The organism is Xanthomonas nasturtii (assembly GCF_023337365.3).
Taxonomy (GTDB): Bacteria; Pseudomonadota; Gammaproteobacteria; order Xanthomonadales; family Xanthomonadaceae; genus Xanthomonas; species Xanthomonas nasturtii.
In genome coordinates, this window is record NZ_CP142084.2 from 2,996,953 (window position 1) to 3,019,699 (window position 22,747).

The 22,747-nt window shown below is 65.2% G+C and carries 21 protein-coding genes and 1 other RNA gene; 13 read left to right on the plus strand and 9 right to left on the minus strand.

Annotated elements, in window-relative coordinates; all coding sequences use genetic code 11:
- Positions 1-73: 73 nt before the first annotated feature.
- Genes M3O59_RS13065 through prmB form a run of 3 tightly spaced genes read right to left on the minus strand, consistent with a single transcriptional unit; the run spans position 74 to position 3,180 of the window.
- Positions 74-1,147: a 2-hydroxyacid dehydrogenase gene (locus tag M3O59_RS13065; protein WP_116906382.1), complete on the minus strand. Its 1,074-nt coding sequence runs from the start codon at positions 1,145-1,147 to the stop codon at positions 74-76.
- Entirely contained in the window at positions 1,140-2,243 is a 1,104-nt protein-coding gene (gene aroC, locus M3O59_RS13070; protein WP_116906381.1) for a chorismate synthase, read from the minus strand. The genes M3O59_RS13065 and aroC overlap by 8 nt, the downstream gene beginning before the upstream one ends.
- Positions 2,244-2,253: 10 nt before the next feature.
- Positions 2,254-3,180, minus strand: coding sequence for a 50S ribosomal protein L3 N(5)-glutamine methyltransferase (gene prmB / locus M3O59_RS13075; RefSeq protein WP_116906380.1), 927 nt, complete (start codon positions 3,178-3,180; stop codon positions 2,254-2,256).
- A gap of 80 nt (positions 3,181-3,260) precedes the next feature.
- Here prmB and M3O59_RS13080 point away from each other — a divergent pair, with 80 nt between their 5' ends.
- Positions 3,261-3,911, plus strand: a complete 651-nt coding sequence (locus M3O59_RS13080; RefSeq protein ID WP_064634131.1) for an SCO family protein — start codon at positions 3,261-3,263, stop codon at positions 3,909-3,911.
- Entirely contained in the window at positions 3,908-4,756 is an 849-nt protein-coding gene (asd, locus tag M3O59_RS13085; RefSeq protein WP_116906379.1) for an archaetidylserine decarboxylase, read from the plus strand. Before M3O59_RS13080 ends, asd begins: the two co-directional genes overlap by 4 nt.
- 368 nt (positions 4,757-5,124) lie before the next feature.
- Here the strand turns inward: asd and M3O59_RS13090 are convergent, their stop codons facing one another.
- A complete protein-coding gene (locus tag M3O59_RS13090) occupies positions 5,125-6,708 on the minus strand; it encodes a transglycosylase SLT domain-containing protein (protein WP_064634133.1) in 1,584 nt (527 codons plus the stop codon).
- Between the two features lie 294 nt (positions 6,709-7,002).
- Between M3O59_RS13090 and M3O59_RS13095 the strand changes: the two genes are divergently transcribed.
- From M3O59_RS13095 to M3O59_RS13105, 3 genes are read left to right on the plus strand one after another with little or no spacing between them, the layout of a single operon-like run.
- Complete coding sequence (locus M3O59_RS13095) at positions 7,003-8,508, plus strand: helicase HerA-like domain-containing protein (RefSeq protein ID WP_116906378.1); 1,506 nt, start codon at positions 7,003-7,005, stop codon at positions 8,506-8,508.
- A gap of 24 nt (positions 8,509-8,532) precedes the next feature.
- Positions 8,533-8,775, plus strand: a complete 243-nt coding sequence (locus M3O59_RS13100) for a hypothetical protein (protein WP_147308532.1) — start codon at positions 8,533-8,535, stop codon at positions 8,773-8,775.
- Entirely contained in the window at positions 8,757-9,053 is a 297-nt protein-coding gene (locus tag M3O59_RS13105) for a hypothetical protein (protein ID WP_116906377.1), read from the plus strand. Before M3O59_RS13100 ends, M3O59_RS13105 begins: the two co-directional genes overlap by 19 nt.
- A gap of 202 nt (positions 9,054-9,255) precedes the next feature.
- Here M3O59_RS13105 and nudK read toward each other — a convergent pair whose 3' ends face one another.
- Positions 9,256-9,855 (minus strand): GDP-mannose pyrophosphatase NudK, encoded by a 600-nt coding sequence (gene nudK / locus M3O59_RS13110; protein ID WP_116906376.1) that lies wholly within the window; start codon positions 9,853-9,855, stop codon positions 9,256-9,258.
- Positions 9,856-10,277: 422 nt separating this feature from the next.
- Here nudK and M3O59_RS13115 point away from each other — a divergent pair, with 422 nt between their 5' ends.
- Positions 10,278-11,552, plus strand: a complete 1,275-nt coding sequence (locus M3O59_RS13115; protein WP_116906375.1) for a DUF4013 domain-containing protein — start codon at positions 10,278-10,280, stop codon at positions 11,550-11,552.
- Between the two features lie 60 nt (positions 11,553-11,612).
- Positions 11,613-11,689: non-coding RNA, sX9 sRNA (locus M3O59_RS13120), on the plus strand.
- A gap of 242 nt (positions 11,690-11,931) precedes the next feature.
- On the opposite strand, the gene M3O59_RS13125 is transcribed toward M3O59_RS13120, so the two are convergent.
- Positions 11,932-13,398, minus strand: coding sequence for a rhomboid family intramembrane serine protease (locus M3O59_RS13125; RefSeq protein WP_064634138.1), 1,467 nt, complete (start codon positions 13,396-13,398; stop codon positions 11,932-11,934).
- A gap of 108 nt (positions 13,399-13,506) precedes the next feature.
- On the opposite strand from M3O59_RS13125, the gene greB reads away from it, so the two are divergent.
- Complete coding sequence (gene greB / locus M3O59_RS13130; RefSeq protein WP_116906374.1) at positions 13,507-14,013, plus strand: transcription elongation factor GreB; 507 nt, start codon at positions 13,507-13,509, stop codon at positions 14,011-14,013.
- A gap of 154 nt (positions 14,014-14,167) precedes the next feature.
- Here greB and rimO read toward each other — a convergent pair whose 3' ends face one another.
- Entirely contained in the window at positions 14,168-15,541 is a 1,374-nt protein-coding gene (gene rimO / locus M3O59_RS13135; protein ID WP_116906373.1) for a 30S ribosomal protein S12 methylthiotransferase RimO, read from the minus strand.
- Between the two features lie 183 nt (positions 15,542-15,724).
- Here rimO and M3O59_RS13140 point away from each other — a divergent pair, with 183 nt between their 5' ends.
- From M3O59_RS13140 to M3O59_RS13155, 4 genes are all read left to right on the plus strand, one after another.
- Positions 15,725-16,387, plus strand: coding sequence for a dienelactone hydrolase family protein (locus M3O59_RS13140; RefSeq protein WP_116906372.1), 663 nt, complete (start codon positions 15,725-15,727; stop codon positions 16,385-16,387).
- Positions 16,384-16,821 (plus strand): HIT domain-containing protein, encoded by a 438-nt coding sequence (locus M3O59_RS13145; RefSeq protein WP_064634142.1) that lies wholly within the window; start codon positions 16,384-16,386, stop codon positions 16,819-16,821. The genes M3O59_RS13140 and M3O59_RS13145 overlap by 4 nt, the downstream gene beginning before the upstream one ends.
- A 27-nt stretch (positions 16,822-16,848) precedes the next feature.
- Positions 16,849-17,016 (plus strand): LiaI-LiaF-like domain-containing protein, encoded by a 168-nt coding sequence (locus M3O59_RS13150; RefSeq protein ID WP_005994260.1) that lies wholly within the window; start codon positions 16,849-16,851, stop codon positions 17,014-17,016.
- A 380-nt stretch (positions 17,017-17,396) separates the two neighbouring features.
- Complete coding sequence (locus tag M3O59_RS13155; protein ID WP_064634143.1) at positions 17,397-17,582, plus strand: LiaF transmembrane domain-containing protein; 186 nt, start codon at positions 17,397-17,399, stop codon at positions 17,580-17,582.
- A gap of 161 nt (positions 17,583-17,743) precedes the next feature.
- Here the strand turns inward: M3O59_RS13155 and dcd are convergent, their stop codons facing one another.
- The gene (gene dcd / locus M3O59_RS13160; RefSeq protein ID WP_055850006.1) at positions 17,744-18,313 is read right to left on the minus strand and encodes a dCTP deaminase; all 570 of its coding nucleotides are present in this window, start codon (positions 18,311-18,313) and stop codon (positions 17,744-17,746) included.
- Between the two features lie 96 nt (positions 18,314-18,409).
- Positions 18,410-19,261 carry an iron-sulfur cluster carrier protein ApbC gene (gene apbC / locus M3O59_RS13165; protein WP_064634144.1) on the minus strand — a complete coding sequence of 284 codons (852 nt, stop codon included), beginning with the start codon at positions 19,259-19,261 and terminating at the stop codon, positions 18,410-18,412.
- Between the two features lie 332 nt (positions 19,262-19,593).
- Here apbC and M3O59_RS13170 point away from each other — a divergent pair, with 332 nt between their 5' ends.
- Positions 19,594-22,584, plus strand: coding sequence for a TonB-dependent receptor plug domain-containing protein (locus M3O59_RS13170; protein WP_116906371.1), 2,991 nt, complete (start codon positions 19,594-19,596; stop codon positions 22,582-22,584).
- Positions 22,585-22,747 lie beyond the last annotated feature (163 nt).

Genomic DNA, 22,747 nt, shown 5'->3' on the forward strand with positions numbered 1-22,747 from the left:
TATCGAAAAGGGGAAAAGAGGAAGCACTGCGCGCTGGGTTCGGGGAACCTCCAAAGCTGGCCGCGGAGGTTCCCTATCGTTTGGTCCAGATGGTGCCGGTAACGCCGGTTTTTTTCGCGGCCGCACCGGTGCCGCCCTGTTTGGCAGCGGCCATCGCGTCGGCATTGAGCGCGCTCGGCGGATGGCCGGCATTGGGGCCTTGGCCCAGCGCGGCGATCAGGTTGTCCACTGCCAGCTGCACCATGGCACGGCGCGTGGCCAGGCTGGCACTGCCGATATGCGGGGTGAGCACCACGTTGCGCAAGGCCAGCAACTCGGGACGTACTGCAGGTTCGCCCTCGTAGACATCCAGGCCGGCACCGGCCAGGCGCCCATTGGCCAACGCATCGGCCAGCGCCAGCTCATCGACGAGGCCGCCGCGCGCGATGTTCACCAGCGTGGCGGTGGCGCGCATCTTGCCCAGCGCCGCCGCATCGATGATGTGGTGCGACTGCTTGGTGTACGGCAGCACCAGCACCAGGTGATCGGACTGCGCCAGCAAGGTGTCGAAATCCACGTAACGCGCACCCACCGCCTGTTCGGTGGCGGCCGGCAGCTGGCTGCGGTTGTGATACAGCACGCGCATGCCGAAGCCGTGCGCACCGCGGCGTGCGATGCCCTGCCCGATCCGGCCCATGCCCAGGATGCCGAGCGTGCTGCCGTGGATATCGGCGCCGAGCATGGTCTTGAACGACCACTGCCCCCACTGCCCGTCGCGCAGCCAGCGCTCGGCTTCGGTGATGCGGCGCGCGGTGGCCATCAGCAACGCGAAGCCGAGATCGGCGGAGGTTTCGGTGAGCACATCGGGCGTGTTGCTGGCCAGGATGCCGGCCGCACTCAGTGCATCCAGATCCAGATTGTTGTAGCCCACGCCGACATTGGCGATGGCGCGCAGCTGTGGCGCCGCCGCGATTTCGGCCGCGCCGATACGCTCGTTGAGGGTGATCAGGGCACCGTCCAGCGATGCCAGTTGCGCGGCCAGGTCGGCCGGCGAATACGCGCTGGCGCGCTGCGTGGTGGTCAGCTCGAAATGCTCGCCCAACTGCGCCACGACATCGTCGAACAGCGGCTGGCTGACCCACACCTTGGCGCGCCGCGACTCAGACATCGATCTGACCGGGAATTCGGGGCGACACCTCGCCGACATCGCCGCACTGGGCGCGATGACGCAAGGCCTGGTCCATCAACACCAGCGCCGTCATCGCTTCGGCGATCGGGGTGGCGCGGATGCCCACGCAGGGGTCGTGCCGGCCGGTGGTGATCACATCGACCACGCTGCCGTCGGCATCCACCGTGGCGCCAGGCAGGCGCAGGCTGGAGGTGGGCTTGAGCACCATCGAGGCGGTGATCGCCTGGCCGGTGGAGATGCCGCCCAGAATGCCGCCGGCATGGTTGCTGAGAAAGCCTTCCGGGGTGATCAGGTCGCGGTGTTCGGTGCCCTTCTGCGCCGCGCTGGCGAAGCCGTCGCCGATCTCCACGCCCTTGACCGCATTGATGCTCATCAAGGCGGCAGCCAGTTCGGCATCGAGCTTGCCGTAGATCGGCTCGCCCCAGCCTGCCGGCACGCCGCCGGCCACCACGTCCACGCGTGCGCCGACCGAATCGCCGGACTTGCGCAGCGCATCCATGTAGCTTTCCAGCTCCGGCACCTGCGCGGCATGCGGCCAGAAGAACGGGTTGTCTTCCACCGCATCCCAGTCGAAACCGGTTGGGCGGATTTCGCCCAGCTGCGCTAGAAACCCGCGCACCAGCACGCCGTAGCGCTGCTTGAGCCACTTCTTGGCGATGACGCCGGCAGCCACACGCATGGTGGTTTCGCGCGCCGACGAACGTCCGCCACCGCGGGGGTCGCGGATGCCGTACTTCTGCCAATAGGTGTAATCCGCATGGCCGGGGCGGAACTGCTGGGCGATGTTGCTGTAGTCCTTGCTGCGCTGATCGGTGTTGCGGATCAGCAGCCCGATCGGCGTGCCGGTGGTGCGGCCTTCGTACACGCCGGACAGGATCTCGATGGCGTCGGCCTCGCGGCGCGCGGAGGTGTGCCGGCTCTTGCCGGAGGCACGCCGTTGCAGATCGTGGGTGAATTCTTCCGGCGCGATTTCCAGGCCGGGCGGGCACCCGTCGACGACGCAGCCGATGGCCGGCCCGTGCGATTCGCCGAAGGTGGTGACGGTGAACAGCTTGCCGAACGAATTGGCACTCATGCGCGCAGGCTCATCGCTGCGCGGCCAGCCCGGCGATGCGTGCGCCGTGTGCGATCAACTCGCGGCATTCCACCGCGAAGATGCCCATCTGCCCGACCTTGAACTCGACCCAGGCCAGATCCAGTTCCGGCAGCAGCTTGATCAGATGCTGCTCGGATTCGCCCACCTCGCAGATCAGCAGGCCGTCTTCGCTGAGGTGCTGCGGCGCATCGCGCAGGATCTTCAGCACCAGGTCAAGACCGTCGTCGCCCGCACGCAGGCCGAGCTCGGGCTCGTAGGAATACTCCTGCGGCAGCGCGTCGGTCTCGTCGTTGGTGACGTACGGCGGGTTGGTGACGATCAGGTCGTACTGGCGGCCCACCAGGCCGGTGAACAGGTCCGACTTGAGCAAGGTGACGTTATCGGCATGCAGCCGCGCCTTGTTTTCGGCAGCCAGCGCCAGTGCGTCATCGCTGATGTCCACCCCATCCACATCCCAGTGCAGGTTGTAGTGGCCCATCGCAATGGCAATGCAGCCCGAGCCGGTGCACAGGTCCAGCGCGCGGGTGACTTCGCGGCCGCCCAGCCAGGGCTCGAAGCCGGCTTCGATCAGCTCGGCGATCGGCGAGCGCGGCACCAGGGCGCGCGCATCGCTCTTGAAGTTCAAGCCGGCAAACCAGGCCTCGCCGGTGAGATACGCCGCCGGCACGCGCTCGCTGATGCGGCGCTCGAACAAGCCCAGCACCTGCTCTTTTTCCGAGCGCAGCAGACGCGCCTGGCCGTAGGCCGGGCCCAGATCGTGCGGCAGATGCAGGCTGTGCAGCACCAGCTGGGTGGCTTCGTCCAGCGCGTTGTCGTAGCTGTGGCCGAACGTCAGACCGGCTGCGTTGAAACGGCTGGTGCCGTAGCGGATCAGGTCGATGATGGTGTGCAGTTCGTCGGCCGCGGCGGCAGTCATGGCAACAACTAAAGAAGATGTGGCCCCCGATTATAGAGGTCGGATCGGTATCATGAGCGTCCGTTGCACTGGAAACCGCCATGTTCAATCGCAATACCGGCATCGTACTGCTGGTGGCGCTGGCCGCCGGCCTGGGGTTGTTGCTGGGCCAGAAGTTCTTCGGCGGTGCGCCCCGCTCGCCCTGGCCGCCTACCCAGACCATCACGTTGTACCCGCAGCCTCGCCCCCTGCCGCAGTTCAGCCTGCGCCAATCCGATGGCACCCAGCTGGTGTCTGGCGAACTGAAGGGGCATTGGACGCTGGTGTTCCTCGGCTTCACCTTCTGCCCGGATGTCTGCCCGACCACGCTGACCGACTTGGCCGTGGCGCAACAGCAATGGGAAAGCATTCCGGATGGCTTGCGCCCGCGCGTGTTGTTCGTCTCGGTGGACCCGCAGCGCGACCTGCCCGCACGGCTGGGCGAGTATGCCCACGCTTTCCACAAGGACACGCTGGCGGCCACCGCAGACGTGCCGGCGCTGGAGCGCTTTGCCACTGCGCTGGGCTTGGTGTTCCAGAAAGTGCCGGGCAAGAACTTCGATCAGAACCCCAACGACTACAGCATGGATCATTCGGCCGGCATTGCCGTGCTCGATCCGCAAGGCCGCCTGGCCGGCCTGATCCGTCCGCCGCTCGACCCGAAGGCAATTGCCGCCGATCTCCAACAGCTGACCAAGGTAACCGCACCGTGAGTCTCGTCACTTCCCTGACCTATGTGCTGCCGCACCGGTTGCTGTCTTCGCTGGCGCGCGCGCTGGCCTATTCCGATACGCCGTCCACCAAGCAGTGGCTGATCGACACGGTGACGCGCAAGTTCGGCGTGGATCTGAGCGAAGCGCAGCAGCCTGACCCGCGCGCCTACCCCACCTTCAATGCGTTTTTCACCCGCGCCTTGAAGCCCGGCGCACGCGTACCCGATGCCGACCCTGCTGCCCTGCTGATGCCGGCCGACGGCCGCGTCAGCCAGCTCGGCCCGATCGAAAACGGCCGCATTTTCCAGGCCAAGGGGCAGTCGTTCACCGCCGCCGAGTTGCTCGGCGATGAAGCGGCCGCAGTGCCGTTCAACAACGGCCTGTTCGCCACCGTATACCTGTCGCCCAAGGACTATCACCGCGTGCACATGCCGTGGACCGGCACCCTGCGCGAAACCGTGCACGTGCCCGGCCGGCTGTTCAGCGTGGGCCCGGATGCCGTGCGCAATGTGCCGCGGCTGTTCGCGCGTAACGAGCGCCTGGTGTGTCACTTCGACACCGAGTTCGGCCCGATGGCGTCGGTCATGGTGGGTGCGCTGCTGGTGTCCGGCGTGGAAACGGTCTGGAGCGGCGTGGAGATTCCGCGCTATGGCGATCGCATCACGCGCAAGGATTACCGCGGCAAGGGCATCGTGTTGGAACGGTTTGCGGAGATGGCCAGGTTTAACTACGGCTCGACCGTGATCGTGTTGCTGCCGCCGGGTGTGGCCACGCTCGATGGTGCACTTGCTGCCGAGACATCGGTGCGGCTGGGGCAAGCGCTTGCGCGTCGTCAGGTGAGCTGATCGTCGCGGCGCGCTGACAATACCCGCTGCGATACGTATGACGACAGCGCTGTGTCGTGGCGGGTCTTCCCGTGATTGGGCGTTCTCGATAACGCGCCGCGCACCAGCGCGTTTCACGCCAAATGCGGCGATCGGCAATTGCGGCTAGCGATGCCGGATGCAGCGATGCCTTTGCAGGAGCGGGCTTGGCCGCCATGAGGCCTTCCCGATGACGTTTCGTGCGCAGGCGCGTTTCGCGCTCCCAGCCTCCGATTCAAGGCGCGCCCGCTTACCCCGGAGCTACCGGGACGGCGTCATTGCGGCCGGGGCCGCTCCTACCGGAGTCAGGCCCAGCCCGCAGCTCGCCAAGAAGCTACCACGCGCGCAAGTCAGCGATCGCAGCCCGCCAGCTTGATGCTCTGCCCCCGCTTGAGCGCATACGACGGTGCCTTCAAGCCATTGGCCTTGGCCAGCTGCTTGATCTCGCACTGGTACTTGTTCGCGACGCGGCCGAGCGTGTCGCCCTTGGCGATGGTGTAGCTGCGCACCTGCCTGGCCTTGGGCTTGGCGACGGCCGGCTGGCCGGTGGCCACGGTGGTCGGCACGCCGGCCATCTGGCTGACATCGCCCACCGCCACGCTGGGCACGTACTCGGGGGCGCTGCTGCTACGGACGATTGCGCTGTTGAGATCGGCCGTGATCAGGGTCCGCGCCAGGTCCGCACGCGGGCCGCTGACGCAGTAACGCGTGTACAGGCTGGCGATGCGGTTGGTGGCATTGATGACGGTGCCGGCCGGAATCCAGCCGTCGGATTCGTAACGCGGGTTGAGGTTGCGCAACGCGCGCATATAACCGTCGCGCGTGCCCATGCTGCCCAGGCAGATGGTGAGTTCGTAGATGGTGGTAGACTTGGCCAGCTTGAGCGTGGCCGGCTGCGCGTCGAGCTTGGCGAAATCCACGCCGTACTGGCGCGGGTGCAGGAAGATCCAGGCCGCGGCGATCACCATCGGCACATAGTCCTTGGTTTCGGCCGGGAACTGGTTGTAGACGTCCTGCTCCCAGAAGCCGCGCCCACCGGTCTGCGTGAACACGCGCGCGGCGCGGCCTTCACCGCCGTTGTAGGCGGCCAGTGCCAGCTCGATGTTGCGATTGAGCCCGGCCATGCGCTCGTTGAGGTATGCGGCGCTGGCTTCGGCAGCGCTGCGTGCATCGAAGCGGGTGTCGAAGCCGGTGCCGTCCGGGCCCAGCCCGAAGCGACGCCCGGTGGCCGGCATGAACTGCATCAGCCCGGCCGCGCCAGCGCGCGAGCTGGCGTGCACCTTGCCATTGGATTCCTTGGCCATGATGCCGAACAGCAGCGCCTCGGGCAGGCCGCGCTTCTGCCATTCCGGCCACATCACCCCGCGCAGGTTGCTGTAGTTTTCGTAGCTGGTCAGCAGCGCCGGACGCATGTCGGTGAGCCAGCGGCGGATACCGGCCTGCACGGCCGGGTTGTACTGCACCATCTTGTCGAACTCGTGGCGCTGGTCGTTGAGCAGCGTGGCGGCGCGTGCGGCCTCGGGCACGCCGTTCGCTGCCGGGCCGAGATGGTCCGGGTCGGCTTGCAGCAGGGTGTCGTCGTCTTCCGGATCTTCAGCGGCCGGCGCCTCCGCATCGGCGCGCGCCTTGAGCAGACGCTTGTAGGTGGCCAGCTGATTGGCGACCAGGCAACCGCGCTGCTTGATGCAGGCGTCGATGACGTCTTCCATGTCCTCCAGTGCGGCATCGCCTTCGGCGGTGCCCTTGGGGTCGGAGTTGTTCACCAGCACCAGCGCATCGCGGTAACGCTTTTCGGCGGCGGCCATGCGGGCATCAAGCACGGCAGCCTTCTCCGTGTCGCGTTTGGAAATGGCGTGGGCGGCGGGGACGACAGACATCAGCGCCACCACAGCCAGGACAGGCCATGGGCGCAAAACAAAATGAGCGAGCGGCATCGGAGACAGTGCAGCGGAAAGGCAGGCAGGGTAGCCGCCGGGGCGACACCGGGGCAAGGCGGCGGGGTCGCCGGGGTCAGTGGGCCGTTAGCTTGGTCGGGCGACCGCTGCCCGCAGCCGCTGTGGATCGGCTGGCCGCGGCGATGGCGTGACCGGGCCTGCGGCAATACCGCGGCGTGCGCATTTGCGGCTGGTTCGATCCAGGCCGCTGCGCCGCAACCTGCTGATTTACCCACCGGCCTTGCCCGCCGGGATTGGCCGCTAGAATCCGCACTTTCCCACCGGATCTGCGCAATGGCCTCGTTCCCGCTCGGCAAACGCGTCACCGACGACATCGCGGTGATGCTGGAAGGACGCTTCGGCAACCGCCACGGGCTGGTGGCCGGCGCCACCGGCACCGGCAAGACCGTGACCCTGATGACCCTGGCCGAAGGCTTTTCGCGACTGGGCGTGCCGGTGTTCCTGGCCGACGTGAAGGGCGACGTGGCCGGGCTGGCCGTGGCCGGCAATGGCGCGCCCGGCGTGTTGCAGCGCGCAACGGAAGTGGGCATCGCCGACTACGCGCCAGCCGCCAGCCCGGTGGTGTTCTGGGACCTGTACGGCCAGCTCGGCCACCCGGTGCGCACCACCGTCAGCGAGATGGGCCCCACCCTGCTCGCGCGCATTCTGGAACTCAACGACACCCAGTCCGGCGTGCTCGACATCGTGTTCAAGCTGGCCGACGACCGCGGCTTGCTGCTGTTGGACCTGGACGACCTGCGCGCGCTGCTCGCGCTGGTGGTGGAAGAGCGCAAGGAGCTCTCCACCAGTTACGGATTGGTATCGGCGCAGTCGGTGGCCGCCATCCAGCGCGCCTTGCTGCGCCTGTCGCAGGACGGCGGCGAACAGTTCTTCGGCGAGCCGGCGCTGGAACTGGCGGAACTGATGCGCGTGGCGCCCGATGGCCGCGGCGTGATCGGCATCCTGGCGGCCAATCAACTGGTGCTCAAGCCGAAGCTGTATTCCACCTTCCTGCTATGGCTGCTGTCGGAACTGTTCGAAAGCCTGCCCGAGGTGGGCGACCTGGACCAGCCCAAGCTGGTGTTCGTCTTCGACGAGGCGCATTTGCTGTTCGACGATGCGCCGGCGGCGCTGGTCCAGCGCATCGAGCAGGTGGTGCGGTTGATCCGCTCCAAGGGTGTGGGCATCTATTTCTGCTCGCAGTTTCCCGACGACATCCCGGACAACATCCTCGGCCAGCTCGGCAACCGCGTGCAGCATGCGTTGCGTGCCTACACCCCGCGCGACCAGAAGGCGGTCAAGACCGCAGCGCAGACCTTTGCCGGCAATCCCAAGCTCAATGTCGCCACTGCCATTTCCAGCCTGGGCACCGGCGAGGCGCTGGTGTCGCCACTGCAGGGCAAGGGCGTGCCGGCGCCGGTGCAACAGACCGTGATTGCGCCGCCGCGTTGCCGCATGGGTGCGATCACCGCGCCCGAACGCGCCCAGGTCCGCGCCGCCAGCCCGGTGGGCACGCGTTACGACACCGCCATCAATCGCGAATCGGCTTCCGAACTGCTCGCGCGCCGCGTCGAAAAAGTGGCCGAACACAGCGCCTCACCACCCGCCCGCACCCGCGAAGACGACGACGCGCAGGACAGCGGCTTCGGCCAGGCAGTCAAGGACGCGGTGTTCGGCACCGGGCGTCGCCAGGGCATGCTGGAAACGATGGCCAAGCAGACCTCGCGCACGGTGGGCAACAAGATCGGCCAGCAGATCGTGCGCGGGATTTTCGGCAGTATTTTTGGTGGGAAGCGCTGAGTGCAACACTCAAGAGGAAGCGCCATGAGCAAGGATGCAGTGAAGACCCTACCGTCCTGCACGATCGCCATCGCGGTTGTCGTCGCAAGCACGGCCTTAGCTGAACAAACAAACCCGAGTGATCTATGGCCTCTACAGCGTCAGCAGCTGCTGACCGGTACGTACACAGGGCAGCTCAGACCCTATACGCAAGGCTGCCTGATTGTCAGCGCCGAGCTCTTTCTCTCGATGCCGACTCCAAACAGAAAATGCAGCGCTATAGGTTGAAAACCTTCTGCATCGCTGGCGGCCAACTGAATGAACCACCGCGGACGATTACCGGTTCCTGGAACATGGACGAGACGAGCGGCAGCTGTCTGATACTCAACTTCATGGACGTCAACGATCCGATGGTCGGACCGAACATTTACGGGTTTGTCGTGGAAGAGGCCCCTCTCTCTTCAGACCACGAACGCCCCACTTTCCTTCTCGCTCAGGACGGCCATAACTGCCACAGTGGCAGATCACCAGAATACGACGACAAGGTGCTTAAGAGAGCGCGCTGATTACTGCTCGCATTCTTAAATTCGCGCGAAGAGCTGCAGGAATGATAAGCGGGATTTTTAGTGGCTTGGCCGTTACGGCTGCGCCCTGCAGCCCGCCTGCGCGGTGGCATGCAGGACGCTTGATTTCGTAGCTTTTGCCGGCTGCAACGCAGTGAACACACCTTCCGGCACTGCCCGCGCTCAAGGGATGTTCATATGCCGCCTACCCCAGCACGTCATGCAACTTGGCGTACTGCAGCAACATGATCGTCTTGGCATCGGCGATTTCGCCGGCAGCAATCATCGCCAGCGCAGCGTCGAGCGACAGCTCCAGCACCTCGATCTCCTCGCCGTCTTCTTCGACCCCGCCACCGTCGCTCACCTTGTCGGCGTCGAAGTATTCGCCGACGAAGAAATACAGGCGCTCCGTGACCGAACCCGGGCTCATGAAGGCCTCGAACACCTTGCGCACATTGTCGATGCGGTAGCCGGTTTCCTCTTCGGTTTCCTTGCGAATGCAGGTCTGCGGATCATCCATATCCAGCAGGCCGGCGCAGGCTTCGATCAGCATGCCGTCCGCATTGCCATTGAGTAGCGTCGGCAGGCGGAACTGACGGGTCAACATCACCGTCTGTTTGACGCGGCTGTAGAGCAGGATGGTGGCGCCATTGCCGCGGTCATACGCCTCGCGCGAGAGAGTCTGCCAGCGGCCATCCTTGCGCTGGAAATCGAAGGTGACCTTGCGCAGCACGTACCAGTTGTCTGACAGCACATCGAAGCTGCGAATGCGAACCTGCGGGGTGTCGGCGACTGATGGATTCAAGCAAAACTCCTTGCGATGGTTGGGGGGAGAAGGCCGCGCCCTCGCGATGCCACGCAAGCGCGTACCGCCTGCAGCGAGGTCGCCACAGGGCGGGCAACCGACCGGTAGCGAACCATATGTTCTGCACAGGAGTCCATGTGCGCGGCCGTTGGTCATGATGGCCCACCACCCGCCCGTCGCAATCAGCGCAATCAGCGGAAGGCATGCACCTGTCGGCACCATCGCGTGTCCTCGGACGGCCGCCCATGCAGGCCCTGCTTCCGCCGGTCGACCGAGATCCTGGCAGCGCCGCTGAAGGCGTGCGTGCCGCAGACCACTGACCTCGCCCAATTCCAGCTCGCCGCAAGCAGACGCGACATTCCAATTGCGCCCGCCCGCGCATCGCTCCACAATCCCTTCACATCACACGCTTGGGGAGCGTCATGGAAGACCGTTTTCGCGCACGCAAGGTTGCCGCGCATGCTGCGCCTGCACCGTTCTGGACCCGCATTCCGGCGATCGCCACCTATCCGCTACGCGGCTCGGCGCTGTATGCGCTGATCGCGCTGACGCTGTGCAGTGCGCTGCTGGTGTTGCCGGGCATCCTCAAACTCGTGGTCATGGGCGTGCTGGGCATGGCGACCTACACCTACGCGTTCGACATCCTTCGGCATACCGCCGATGGCCAGCCCGATGCGCCCCGGCTCGGGTATGACAGCTTCGACAGCGCGGTATTGCGCCTGATCCTGCTGGCGTTCGCGCTGGGCATCGTGATCGGCGTTGCCGCCGCGCTCGCAGGTAAATTCGGGCTGACCATCGCCTATCTGGGCGCCATGCTGTTGTTGCCCGGCATGCTGATCTCCCTTGCCATCGACGGCAGCCTGCGCCGGGCGCTCAACCCGGCGGTTTCGATCGATATGGCGCTGCGTATCGGCTGGCCGTATCTGGCCGCCTACGGCCTGCTGTATGTGATCCAGGGCAGCGGCACGGCGGCGGTCTTTGTCGCACTCAAGTACCTGCCCCCGCTGGTGCGCGAGGCAGCGGTGATGATGACCTCGATCTGGACCCTGTTCGCCAGTTTTCATCTGCTCGGGTATCTGGTGTACCAATACCACGAAGAGCTGGGATACGTGCCCAGCGGCGGTGCCGCGCACGAACGCGCCGACCCGGACCAGCGCCTGCTCGACGAGGCCGAGCAGTACGTGCGCGACGGTCATTCCGCAGAGGCGTTCCAGGCCTTGCGCGGTGCAGTCCGCTCGCGCGCGGTGAGCCTGGCAGTCCACGAGCTGTATCAACGCCTGCTACGCCAGCATCACAGCAACGACGAGCTACGCGAGCATACCCGGCAATACATCAACCGCTTGCTGCAGGAAAAGCAGGAGCGCCGCGCACTCGCGTTGCAGCGCGAAGCGCTCGACAGCGACCCCACATTCACTCCGCTCCTGCCCGAACACGCCACGCTGCTCGCCGAGCGCGCCAAGATGGCCGGGCAGTTTCAACTCGCGACCGATGGGCTGCTGGCCGCCATCGCCGGCTGGCCGCGCGATCCGATGCTGCCGAGCTGGTCGCTGGATGCAGGCCTGATGCTCGCCGAGCGTTTCGGCCGCGATGCGCAGGCACGGGCCATCCTGCAAAACGCCGCGGAGCATTGCGACGATGCCGCGCAACGGACAAAGCTGGACGCAGCGTTACGGGCGGTGGCGATCCAACCGGCTTGACGCTGCTAACAAGCCGACTGTGCTCACCGCCAGGCGGAAGCGACCGATGCTCGGTGCGGCGTGGACCACTCGTAGATTTCGGTTCCTTCGCGCCGTACACACTTCAGCTGACGACTGCTCGCTACGTTTTGTTAGCCGCTCCTGGCGCATCTCACAAAATTCCGCCGTAGCCGCAAGCCGGCGGGCGGCCCGCACTCAGCACCGGTTTGACGCGCATCACCAAGCACCTCCACAGCCGCAAGGGGGGCGTGGCCTGCTCTCAGAACGGCTAAATTCCACTCTCACCGAGCAGCGCTCGATGGGTTTGGCTAACGGCTCTTGATGCGGCTTCAAACGCCCGACATCGACACCCCGGAGACCACACGCACACGCGGCGCCTTCAGCCATTTTCGAGCAAGAAGCGCGCCTTGACCGCCTGCCCCTGCTCCGGAAATTGATCGCGCACCAGCTGCAACACCCGCGTGCGCTGTTCGTCGGCCTGCAGTTCGCCGTGCCGTAACGCCAGCACAAACCAGTGCTGCGCCAGCTCGGAACGCGGCGCATCGATGCCGCACTCCTTCAACGAACGCTCGGCATCGGCCAGCAGCCCGTTACGCAGGCACGCGTCGATCAACGCCATGCGTGCCGGCAGCGCAACGGCAATCCCGTCCTTGCTCAATTCTGCTGCTACGCCCAGCTGGACGCGTGTCTGTTGCGCGCTATGGCTGGCCAGGTGCAGCAGCGTCTGCGCGTGGCGCAGGGCTTCCTGCGTGCGCCCGGCGTTGCGCGCAACCCGATAGCGGGCCAGCGCGACATCGGCACTGTGCGGGGTCTCGCTGGCCAGCTCGGCGAGCAGCCGCTCGGCTTCAAGGTTCTCCATGCGGCCCAGATGGCGCTGCGCACGCTCCCAGCGGTCGTCCACCTGTGCGGCGAGGTCTTCGTCCATGAAGGCCGGGCGGGTTTGCCGCACCGCCACCAGCAACGCGCCGAGCAGCGCACCGCTGATCAACCCGCCGGCATGCGCTTCGAACGCGACAGCGCCGTTATCGCTACCCAGCAGGCTGTACAGCTCCCAGCCCAGCCACAGGGGCAGCAGCAAGATCGCCGGGCCGCGTGCGTAATTGAACACCACGAAAAACCAATAGAAAAACCGCACCCGGCGCCGCCCCCAGACCACGCAGAACGCTCCCATCAAGGCGGCAATGGCACCGGACGCGCCCAGCCCGCCACCGGGCTCGCCCCAGCGCCACCACAGACTTGCTGCGCTGGCGCCAAACCCGCCCAGCAGATACAGCAACAGGAACCAGCCGCTGCCGATCGCCCCTTCCAGCAAGGTACCCAGCGCCAGCAGAAACAGCATGTTGCCGAGCAGATGATCGAAGCTGCCATGCAGGAAGGTGGCGCTCAGCATGCGTGCCGGCGACCACTCCGAACTGCGTTGCAGATGACGCAGCGTGAACACCTTGGACAGGCGGGCATCGTAGGGCGCACGCAGGCCGCGCCATTCGCGCATCTGCGCTTCGTCCTTGAACAGCGTGCCGCCGCGCAAGACCTGCGCAAAGGCGACATCGTGCATCGTCAGATGCGCCAGATACGCGATGCGCTGCGGCGCTGGAACGCTGTCCGGCTTGCCCTGCCGCGCGGCACGCAGTCTGGGATCGGTGGTCTGCGCCAGATAGCGCGCGTGCGCCTGCGCCTCCAGCGTGCCCAGCCCGGACTCGACGTAGTAATGCACGGCGTTGTCGACCAGCCCGTCGTCCTTGCGCTGATAGCCCAGATAGACCGCGACATTGACCAGCACCAACAGCAGCGTCACCCAGGGAATGTTCTGGCGCGACCAGGGTTTGTGCAGCGGCATGAGCAACATGACGACATCCGTGTCCGAGAATGGCGCAAAGCTTCGCCGGGCGGCGGCAGATGCGCAAGCAGCCCGTGCGCGCTAGCATCGCGCCCCCCGCTGTCCGACACACCGCCCATGAGCCGCTGGCGCCCACCTGCCGAAAAAAGCACTGCGCTGATCACGCCCGAGGGCCATGCCCGCCTCAAGGCCGAGCTGGAAGACCTGTGGCGCGTGCGGCGGCCCGAGGTGGTCCGCGCCCTGGCTGCGGCCGCCGCGGAAGGCGACCGCTCGGAAAATGCGGAGTACACCTATCGCAAAAAGCAGCTTGGCGAGATCGACCGCCGCGTGCGCTACCTGAGCAAGCGCCTGGAAGCGTTGCGCGTGGTGGACACCGCACCCACTGACCCGCAGGCGGTGTTTTTCGGTGCGCAGGTGGAGCTGGAAGATGCCGATAGCGGCGAGCTGTTGCGCTATCGCATCGTCGGCTCGGACGAAACCGACGCTGGCCTGGGCTGGATCAGCATCGATTCGCCGTTGGCGCGCGCGCTGCTGAAAAAACGCGTGGACGACGAGCTCGACGCGCAGCTGCCGTCTGGCAAGCACAGCTTCGTGGTGGTGTCGGTGGATTACACCGGCCAGTAGCCGTGTGATCGCATTCCGCTGACGCTCGGCGGCCGGGGTCAGGATGACCTTGGCGCGTGCAGGAGCGCACTTGTGCGCGATGGAGCGTTATCGATAACGCCTCATCGCGCACAAGTGCGCTCCTACCGAGCGACGCGTACGAACCAGCGGCCAGTCACACCATCTGCAGATTCAACGACCGCCCTTGCTGGATCGCGCCATTGGCCGGCAGCCCATCGCCGAACAGGTCGTGCTCGTCGCTGTCGGTGATTTCCACCTCGACCAGGTCGCCCACCTTCAACTGGAGCTCGCCGCCGTTCTGGATATGCACCAGGCCATCGATTTCCGGTGCATCGGCGCGTGAGCGTGCCACTGCGATATCGTCTTCGATCAGGTCGACCAGGCATTGCTGCACGCTGCCAATCTTGGCCTCCAGGCGCAACGCGGAAATCTCCGCCTGCTTGGCCATGAAACGCGCCAGCCGCTCCTGCTTCACTTCTTCCGGCACCGGGTCCGGCAATGCGTTGGCGCTGGCGCCGTCCACCGGCGAATACGCGAAGGCACCGACGCGGTCGAGTTGCGCCTGATCCAGGAAGTCCAGCAAGGACTCGAATTCGGCATCGGTCTCGCCGGGAAAGCCGACGATAAAGGTCGAACGCACGGTGATCTCCGGGCACATCGCCTTCCAGCGCTGCACACGTTCCAGGGTTTTTTCCACCGCACCCGGGCGCTTCATCAACTTGAGGATGCGCGGGCTGGCGTGCTGGAACGGGATGTCCAGATACGGCAACAGCTTGCCTTCGGCCATCAGCGGAATCACATCGTCCACGTGCGGATACGGGTAGACGTAATGCAGGCGCGTCCACACGCCCAGTTCCGACAAGCCTTCGCACAACGCCTTCATGCGGGTCTGGTACATGCGGTCGCGCCAGGGACGCTCGGCGTACTTCAGATCCACGCCGTAGGCGGAGGTGTCCTGCGAGACCACCAGCAGTTCCTTGACCCCGCCACGCACCAGCCGTTCGGCTTCGCGCAGCACTTCATCCACCGGGCGCGAGACAAGATCGCCGCGCATTGAGGGAATGATGCAGAAGCTGCAGCGGTGATTGCAGCCTTCGGAAATCTTGAGATACGCGTAATGGCGCGGCGTCAGCTTGATGCCGTAGTCCGGCACCAGGTCCACGAACGGGTCGTGACGCGGCGGCAAGGCGGCGTGCACCGCTTCCATCACGCTTTGGTAGTCCTGTGGGCCGGACACCGCCAGCACCTGCGGGTAGGCCTCGCGGATCTGCTCGGGGCGTTTGCCCAGGCAACCAGTGACGATGACCTTGCCGTTGGCGTTCATCGCCTCGCCGATGGCGTCCAGTGACTCGGTCACCGCCGAATCGATGAAGCCGCAGGTGTTGACCACCACCACGTCGGCGGCGTCGTAGCTGGGCACGATGTCGTAGCCCTCCACGCGCAGCTGGGTGAGGATGCGTTCGGAATCGACGAGCGCCTTCGGGCAGCCAAGGCTGACGAAGCCGACTTTGGGGTTCAGCTGGGACATGGAAGCAGGGGCCTGGGAAACGGAGCGGCCTGGGGCCTGGGCAGGGTCAATTATAGCGGCGTGCGGGCAGCGCTCTGAACCGCCGCGCCTCGTCAGCCAGGTCGGCTTTGCAAAACCCTCACTTTTCACACTGCCGGTCCGGTCGATAATGCGCGCCTCCCCCGCTGCACATCAGGAATTCCCATGGGTCACTGGACCACGCTCGACACCCCCGACGGCCAGGTTGCCGCCTGGCACGCAACGCCCGCTTCCAGCCCGCGTGGGGGCCTGGTGGTAATTCAGGAGATCTTCGGCGTCAACGAACATATCCGCGCGGTGGCCGATGACTACGCCGCACGCGGCTACGAAGTACTGGCACCGGCCTTCTTCGATCTGGAAGAAAAAGACGTGCAGCTGCCCTACGACCAGGAAAGCGTCCAGCGCGGTCTGGCCCTGGCCAATGCGGTGGGCCTGGAGCGCGCGGTGGAGGTGGTGAAATCCGCCGCCACGCTGTTGACCCGCGCCGGCAAGGTGGGCACGGTGGGCTATTGCTGGGGTGGCTCGGTGGCGCTGCTGTCGGCCATCCGTCTGGGCCTGCCTTCGGTGAGCTATTACGGCGGCCGCAATACCCAGCTGCTGGACGAAACCCCCAAGGCGCCAGTGATGTTCCACTTCGGCGAACGCGACGCCAGCATCCCGCCCGAGGCGATCCAGGCCCACCGCGAAAAACTGCCGCAGATGGAGACCTTTGTTTACCCGACCGGGCACGCCTTCAACCGCAGCATCGACCCCACCCACTACGATGCCGACAGCGCCGAGCGTGCATTGGAACGCACCCTGGGCTTTTTTGCAGCGCATCTGGGATGAGTGCGCCCGCATCCAGCCCCGCTGCAGCGGGCGAATTCCAGCTCGATGCGCGGCTGGCCGCCGACAGTGTGTTCGTCGCCGACGGCCCGCTGTCGCAGGTGCGGCTGATGGACGATGCGCGCTTCCCGTGGCTGGTGCTGGTGCCGCGGGTGGCCGATGTCAGCGAGTGGATCGATCTGGATGGCGGCCAGCAGCGTCTGTTGCTGGCCGAAATCAACCAGCTCTCGCAGCTGCTGCGCCGCGAACCTGCGGTGAGCAAGCTCAATATCGGTGCGCTGGGCAATATCGTGCAGCAGCTGCACGTGCATCTGGTCGGCCGCCATCCCGGCGATGCGGCCTGGCCCGGCCCGGTCTGGGGCAGCGGCAGTGCGCAGCGCTTTGCGCCCGAGACGCTGCAACGGCATGTCGCTGCGTGGGCGCAGCGGCTACGATAGGCGCCTGTCTTTCAACCAGTCTTCCGCATGAAATCCAATGTCGTCGCCGCGCTGATCCTGATCCTTGTGGGCCTGTTGTTTCTGGCCAACAACCTGGGCTGGACCAATCTCAGCCTGGGCAAGCTGATCGCCACCTGGTGGCCGGCCGCGCTGGTGGCCTGCGGCATCGGCATGCTGTTCGGGCGCGGAAAATAGGCGCGGCCGGGAAACGGGATTTGGGATTCGCAACAGCGGCGCCTAGGTGCTGATGGCTAGCGTGACCGTTCTGCGGCGGCGACATGGCGCCTGCCCTTCTCCCCTCGGGAGAAGGTGCCCCGAAGGGGCGGATGAGGGTACGGGCGAAGCCTCGTGCATTCGACGAAGCGTTCTGATCCAACACTATTTCCTGATATTGCAACGACCATGACCATCGCGTCCGTGGTCGTTACCGCGTTCGCCATGATGACGAAGCACGATCAATGCGCACCCGCCAGCAGCGCGACATGACGACTGTCACCCGCAACTGTTGACTTCCGGCACCTGATCGGCGGGGCCATCGCGCGCAGCATGGCCTCACACCCAACGAGGACGCCGCCATGCATTACCGACTGACTTCCGGCCTGTTTTTGATCGTCATGAGCGGAATGTTCCTGCGCAACAATCTTGGCCTGAGCCGCATCGACCTGGGCGACGGGATTGCGGCGTGGTGGCCCTTGTTGGTCATCTGGGCCGGCGTCCACCAGCTGATGTGGCGCCGCAAACCGGTCCTGGCAATCAACTGAGCTGCGGGCCAGAAGCGCTGGCGATAGCGACCCCGCATGCTGTGTGCAATGCAGGCGCGCGACGCATCCCGTGCACCGCACACCCTTGACATGGCCTCATCGCATCACGGCCCTGTTGCAGCCGGGCGCCGACGCGCTTGCGTCGACACCCATGCATCGCATCACGTGCGCGGCAGGGTCACGCCGGTCTGGCCCTGGTACTTGCCGCCGCGATCCTTGTACGAGGTCTCGCACACCTCATCGGATTGGAAGAACAACATCTGCGCCACGCCTTCGTTGGCGTAGATGCGCGCCGGCAACGGCGTGGTGTTACTGAATTCCAGCGTCACGTGACCTTCCCACTCCGGCTCCAGCGGGGTCACGTTGACGATGATGCCGCAGCGCGCGTAAGTGCTCTTGCCCAGGCACACCACCAGGGTGTCGCGCGGGATGCGGAAATATTCCACCGTGCGCGCCAGCGCGAAGCTGTTCGGCGGAATGATGCAGACATCCGATTCGACATCGACAAAACTGCCCGGATCGAAGTGCTTCGGATCCACGATCGTCGAGTTGATGTTGGTGAAGATCTTGAACTCGCGTGAGCAACGCACGTCGTAGCCGTAGCTGGAGGTGCCGAAGCTGACGATGCGCTGCCCGGCAGCGTCGTGCTTGATCTGGCCGGGCTCGAACGGCTCGATCATCGCGTGCTGCTCGGCCATGCGCTTGATCCAGCGGTCGCTCTTGATGCTCATGCGGTGTTCCTTGAAGACGGAAGGCGGCGGGCCGAGCGGCCCGCGCGAAGACGGCGAATTCTAGCAAGCGGCCGGCATCGACGGCCGGCCGGCGTATTACAGCAGCGATGCCGAAATCGGAATGCTGGCGCGCGGCCGCTTGCCCAGTTCCTCGGCCAGGCGCGTGGCAGCGGCCAGATAGGCCTGCGCCGCTGCCGACGCTGGCGCGGCCACCACGATGGGCTGGCCGGCATCGCCCTGCTCGCGGATCGCGATCTCCAGCGGCAACGACCCCAGCAACGGCACGCCGTACTGCGCGGCCATGCGCTCGCCGCCGCCTTCGCCGAACAGATGCTCGCGATGGCCGCAGTTGCTGCAGGTATGCACCGCCATGTTTTCGACGATGCCGAGCACCGGCACCTCGACCTTTTCGAACATCTTCAAGGCCTTGCGCGCATCCAGGGTGGCGATGTCCTGCGGTGTGGTGACGATCACCGCACCGGCCACCGGGATCTTTTGCGACAGGGTCAGCTGGATATCGCCGGTGCCGGGTGGCAGATCGATCAGCAGGTAGTCCAGGTCGTCCCACAGGGTGTCGTTGAACAGCTGGGTCAGGGCGGACGTCGCCATCGGCCCGCGCCAGATCATCGGGGTGTCCTGATCCACCAACAGGCCGATCGACATCGCCTCGATCCCGAACGCGCGCAAGGGCTCGATCGACTTGTTGTCCGGGCTGTCCGGTCGCCCGCTCAGGCCCAGCATCGCCGGCACGCTGGGGCCATAGATATCGGCATCCAGCACGCCCACCCGCGCACCCAGCTGGCGCAGCGCCAGCGCCAGGTTTACCGCAGTGGTGGACTTGCCCACCCCGCCCTTGCCCGAGCCCACCGCAATGACATTGCGGATGCGCGGATGCGGGGCGAGCGCGCCCTGCACTGCATGTGCGGCAATTCTGCGTTCGCCGCTCATGCGTCGCGGCCCCGGGTTGCACCCGCGGCGGCGCGCACGTGCTGTTTCAACTTCATCGCCATTGTCTACCCGTTTCATCGTATGCAGCACGCAGCCACTGCCTGACCGTGCGCTTGCGAAGCGGTGCAGTTTACCGGCTCGTGTCCAAATCGCCGTACATGCCCGGCTCTACCGCGATATCCAGTCTCGATGCACGCGCGTGTCAAACACCGACATATTTCACAATTGTGGACACAAGATTAAGGGATTGTTACGTTAGAGATTCAGTTCAGCTAGCGCTCAGCGAGCCCAGCCGTTACCCCGAATCGTCAGTACAGGAATCCGCAAAGATCATGTCGAGTCGTCTCCCGCAACGCACCCGTCGTCATCGTTTGAGCGCCGCCTTGTTGGCCGCGCTGGTCGCACCGGCCGGCCACGTTGCCGCGCAATCGGAAAATGGCGTCGCCCCCGGCACCACCGATCTGGACAAGGTCACCGTCACCGGCTCGCGCATTGCGCGTACCGGTTTCGTCACCCCCTCCCCGGTCACCGCAATCACCTCCGAAGAAATCCGCGCCACCGGCGCGACCACCATCAGCGACCTGATGGCACGCATGCCGGCGCTGGCGCCGAGCTACACCCTGGGCAATTCCACCCGCTTCATCGGTACCGCCGGCCTGGGCCTACTCGACCTGCGCGGCATGGGCGTGGACCGCACGCTGGTGCTGGTCAACGGCCGCCGCCATGTGGGCTCAAGCCCGGGCTCGACCGCGGTGGACGTCAACACCATTCCGGTGGAATGGGTCGAGCGCGTGGAAGTCATTACCGGTGGTGCGTCGGCCGTTTACGGCGCCGATGCGGTGGCCGGCGTGGTCAACTTCATCCTCAAGAAATCGTTCACCGGCTTCGAGACCCGCGCACAGACAGGCCTGGCCGATGAAGGCAATTACAACCGCTCGTTTGCAAGCTTCTCTGCCGGCACCGACTTTGCGCAAGGCCGCGGCAACATCGCCATCTCGGGCGAATACAGCAAGCAGGATCGCTTCGGCCGCGGTAACCGCGCCATCGGCCGCGAGTACCTGGTCAGCGTGCAGAACCCCAGCTTCGATCCGAGCCGCCCGCCAAGCGAGAGCAACCCGCAGACCGTGCTCAGCGGCCCGGGCGGCAACCACGGCACATCCTACGGCGGCACCTTCAACCTGGGCACGTTCGACTTCCGCAACCCCGCCACGTACGGCAACCGTTATCTGTTCAACGACGACGGCAGCTTCCGCCGCAACCGTTACAACGGCACCGTGGTGAGCAACACCTCGTGCGTGGATTGCGATTTTGCCGACCTCAACGCGGTGGCCGACCTGCAGCCCGGCTTCGACCGCAAGAGCGTCAATACCATGATCAACTTCGAGCTCAGCGAAACCCATCGCGTGTTCTTCGAAGGCAAGTACAGCGAAACCGATTCGGAATTCTTCGGCCAGCCGGCATTCGACAGCTCGCTGCGCGTGCGCCGCCAGAACCCGTATGTCAGCCCCGAACTGGGCGCGCTGATGGATTCGCGCGGCGCCACGCAGATCCTGATGAACCGCTTCAACGTCGATGCCGGCCGCCGTGGTGAAAACATCGAGCGCAAGACCTACCGCGCGGTGCTCGGTGCCGAAGGCAACGTCACCGACAACTGGACCTACGACGTGTCTGCCAACTACGGCAAGACCACGGTGGACCGCCTCAACCTCAACAACCGCATCAACGAGCGCTGGCAGGCCGGCATCGATGCCGCGCGCGATGCCAACGGCAATATCGTTTGCCGCACCACCCTGGATCCAAGCGCGATCAACCCCAACACCAACCGCGTGTATTCGGCACTGGCGCGCGAAGGCTGCGTGCCCTTCAGCATTTTCGGCAACGGTGCGGTCACCCCGGAAGCGGCTGCGTGGTTCAACACCACCGCGCGCTCGCAGGCCAAGATCCAGCAAACCGTGTTCAGCGCCTCGGTGGCTAATAGCAACCTGCTGTCGCTGCCGGCCGGCGACATCGGCATCGCCGGCGGCGTGGAATACCGCAAGGAGCAAAGCGAGGAAGTCACCGACCCATTGGCCGCATCGGGCGTGACCTTCCTCAACGCCATCCCCAACAGCGGCGGCGAATACAACGTCAAGGAAGTCTTCGTCGAAAGCACCATTCCACTGCTGGCCGGCCTGCCGGGCGTGGACCGGTTGGCGCTGGATGTGGCGGGCCGTTACTCGGACTACAGCAGCATCGGCTCGACCAAGACCTGGAACATCGGCCTGGACTGGACCATCATCCCGTCGCTGCGGTTGCGCGGCACGCTGGCGCAGGCGGTGCGTGCGCCCAGCATCGGCGAGTTGTACGACTCGCAGAGCGAAAACTTCGCCACCATCAACGACCCCTGCAACTACCTGCCCACCAATACCAATCGTCCGGGCACGGCCGGCGATGTCGGGTTGCGTCAGGCCAATTGCAGTGCGCTGGGCGTGCCGGTCGGCTGGATCGACACCTACACCGCCAGCCGCCCCGGCGTGAGCGGCGGCAACCCGAAATTGAAGCCGGAGCGCGCGCGCAGCCTGTCCTACGGCCTGGTCTGGCAGCCGGAGTTCTTCGAAGGCTTCGGCATGTCGATCGACTACTGGCGCATCGATCTGCGCGATGCCATCGGCGCCGTGACGGCCGAAACCAATGCGACGCGTTGCGTGGATAACCCCGGCGGCATCGGCAACAGCTTCTGCGGCTTCGTGCAGCGCGCACCGCTGGGCGGCTTCACCGACCCGCAGGGCCGCATCTATCCCGAGCACAGCATCATCGGCTGGCAGGCGCTCAACGAAAACCTCGCCCGTTCGCGGCGCGTGGGCGTGGATCTGGAAATGGATTACCGTTTCCAGATTGGCCAAGGCAACACCGTGCTGCGCTTTGTCGGCACCCGCCTGATCCAGTCGCGCGAGTGGGTATTCCAGGACTTTCCGCAGGAATACGACGAGTACGTGACCTACGTGACCGACCCACGCTGGCGCGCGCAGTTCCAGACCAAATACAACTGGAACGAATGGCGCGCCTCATGGGACATGAACTACGTGGACGGCAACCTACGCGTGACCCCGGAAAGCTACAACAGCAACCCGGGCTCGGCCAGCCCGATCAAGAACGGTTCGTACGTCTACCACAACTTCCAGTTCGGCTATCAATTCCCCGGCTCGAAGATCGACGTCTACCTGGGCATCGACAACGCCTTCGACAAGGATCCGCCGCGTAACTACTTCGGCTCGGACCTCAACTCCGCGTTGTACGACAACGTGGGCCGGTTCTTCTATCTGGGGACGACCGTGAAATTCTGATAGCTGCGTGAGCGTAGAAAGAGCCCCGCGTGTCGGGGCTTTTTTTTTGCGGGTTCGGCGAGCCTGGGACATTTATCCGCCTCTGCATAAAGCAGATGGCGGTCGAGCTAGCTTGGTTGAGCTGGCTGCAATCTTTATCGAACGTAACCATTAACTCGAACAT

What these genes read in the sequence shown, in the direction of transcription:
- M3O59_RS13065 (WP_116906382.1), bottom strand. Translation starts at nt 1,147, where the DNA reads ATGTCTGAGTCGCGGCGCGCCAAGGTGTGGGTCAGCCAGCCGCTGTTC.
- aroC (WP_116906381.1), bottom strand. Translation starts at nt 2,243, where the DNA reads ATGAGTGCCAATTCGTTCGGCAAGCTGTTCACCGTCACCACCTTCGGC.
- prmB (WP_116906380.1), bottom strand. Translation starts at nt 3,180, where the DNA reads ATGACTGCCGCCGCGGCCGACGAACTGCACACCATCATCGACCTGATC.
- M3O59_RS13080 (WP_064634131.1), top strand. Translation starts at nt 3,261, where the DNA reads ATGTTCAATCGCAATACCGGCATCGTACTGCTGGTGGCGCTGGCCGCC.
- M3O59_RS13090 (WP_064634133.1), bottom strand. Translation starts at nt 6,708, where the DNA reads ATGCCGCTCGCTCATTTTGTTTTGCGCCCATGGCCTGTCCTGGCTGTG.
- M3O59_RS13095 (WP_116906378.1), top strand. Translation starts at nt 7,003, where the DNA reads ATGGCCTCGTTCCCGCTCGGCAAACGCGTCACCGACGACATCGCGGTG.
- M3O59_RS13100 (WP_147308532.1), top strand. Translation starts at nt 8,533, where the DNA reads ATGAGCAAGGATGCAGTGAAGACCCTACCGTCCTGCACGATCGCCATC.
- M3O59_RS13105 (WP_116906377.1), top strand. Translation starts at nt 8,757, where the DNA reads ATGCAGCGCTATAGGTTGAAAACCTTCTGCATCGCTGGCGGCCAACTG.
- M3O59_RS13115 (WP_116906375.1), top strand. Translation starts at nt 10,278, where the DNA reads ATGGAAGACCGTTTTCGCGCACGCAAGGTTGCCGCGCATGCTGCGCCT.
- M3O59_RS13125 (WP_064634138.1), bottom strand. Translation starts at nt 13,398, where the DNA reads ATGTTGCTCATGCCGCTGCACAAACCCTGGTCGCGCCAGAACATTCCC.
- greB (WP_116906374.1), top strand. Translation starts at nt 13,507, where the DNA reads ATGAGCCGCTGGCGCCCACCTGCCGAAAAAAGCACTGCGCTGATCACG.
- rimO (WP_116906373.1), bottom strand. Translation starts at nt 15,541, where the DNA reads ATGTCCCAGCTGAACCCCAAAGTCGGCTTCGTCAGCCTTGGCTGCCCG.
- M3O59_RS13140 (WP_116906372.1), top strand. Translation starts at nt 15,725, where the DNA reads ATGGGTCACTGGACCACGCTCGACACCCCCGACGGCCAGGTTGCCGCC.
- M3O59_RS13145 (WP_064634142.1), top strand. Translation starts at nt 16,384, where the DNA reads ATGAGTGCGCCCGCATCCAGCCCCGCTGCAGCGGGCGAATTCCAGCTC.
- M3O59_RS13150 (WP_005994260.1), top strand. Translation starts at nt 16,849, where the DNA reads ATGAAATCCAATGTCGTCGCCGCGCTGATCCTGATCCTTGTGGGCCTG.
- M3O59_RS13155 (WP_064634143.1), top strand. Translation starts at nt 17,397, where the DNA reads ATGCATTACCGACTGACTTCCGGCCTGTTTTTGATCGTCATGAGCGGA.
- dcd (WP_055850006.1), bottom strand. Translation starts at nt 18,313, where the DNA reads ATGAGCATCAAGAGCGACCGCTGGATCAAGCGCATGGCCGAGCAGCAC.
- apbC (WP_064634144.1), bottom strand. Translation starts at nt 19,261, where the DNA reads ATGAGCGGCGAACGCAGAATTGCCGCACATGCAGTGCAGGGCGCGCTC.
- M3O59_RS13170 (WP_116906371.1), top strand. Translation starts at nt 19,594, where the DNA reads ATGTCGAGTCGTCTCCCGCAACGCACCCGTCGTCATCGTTTGAGCGCC.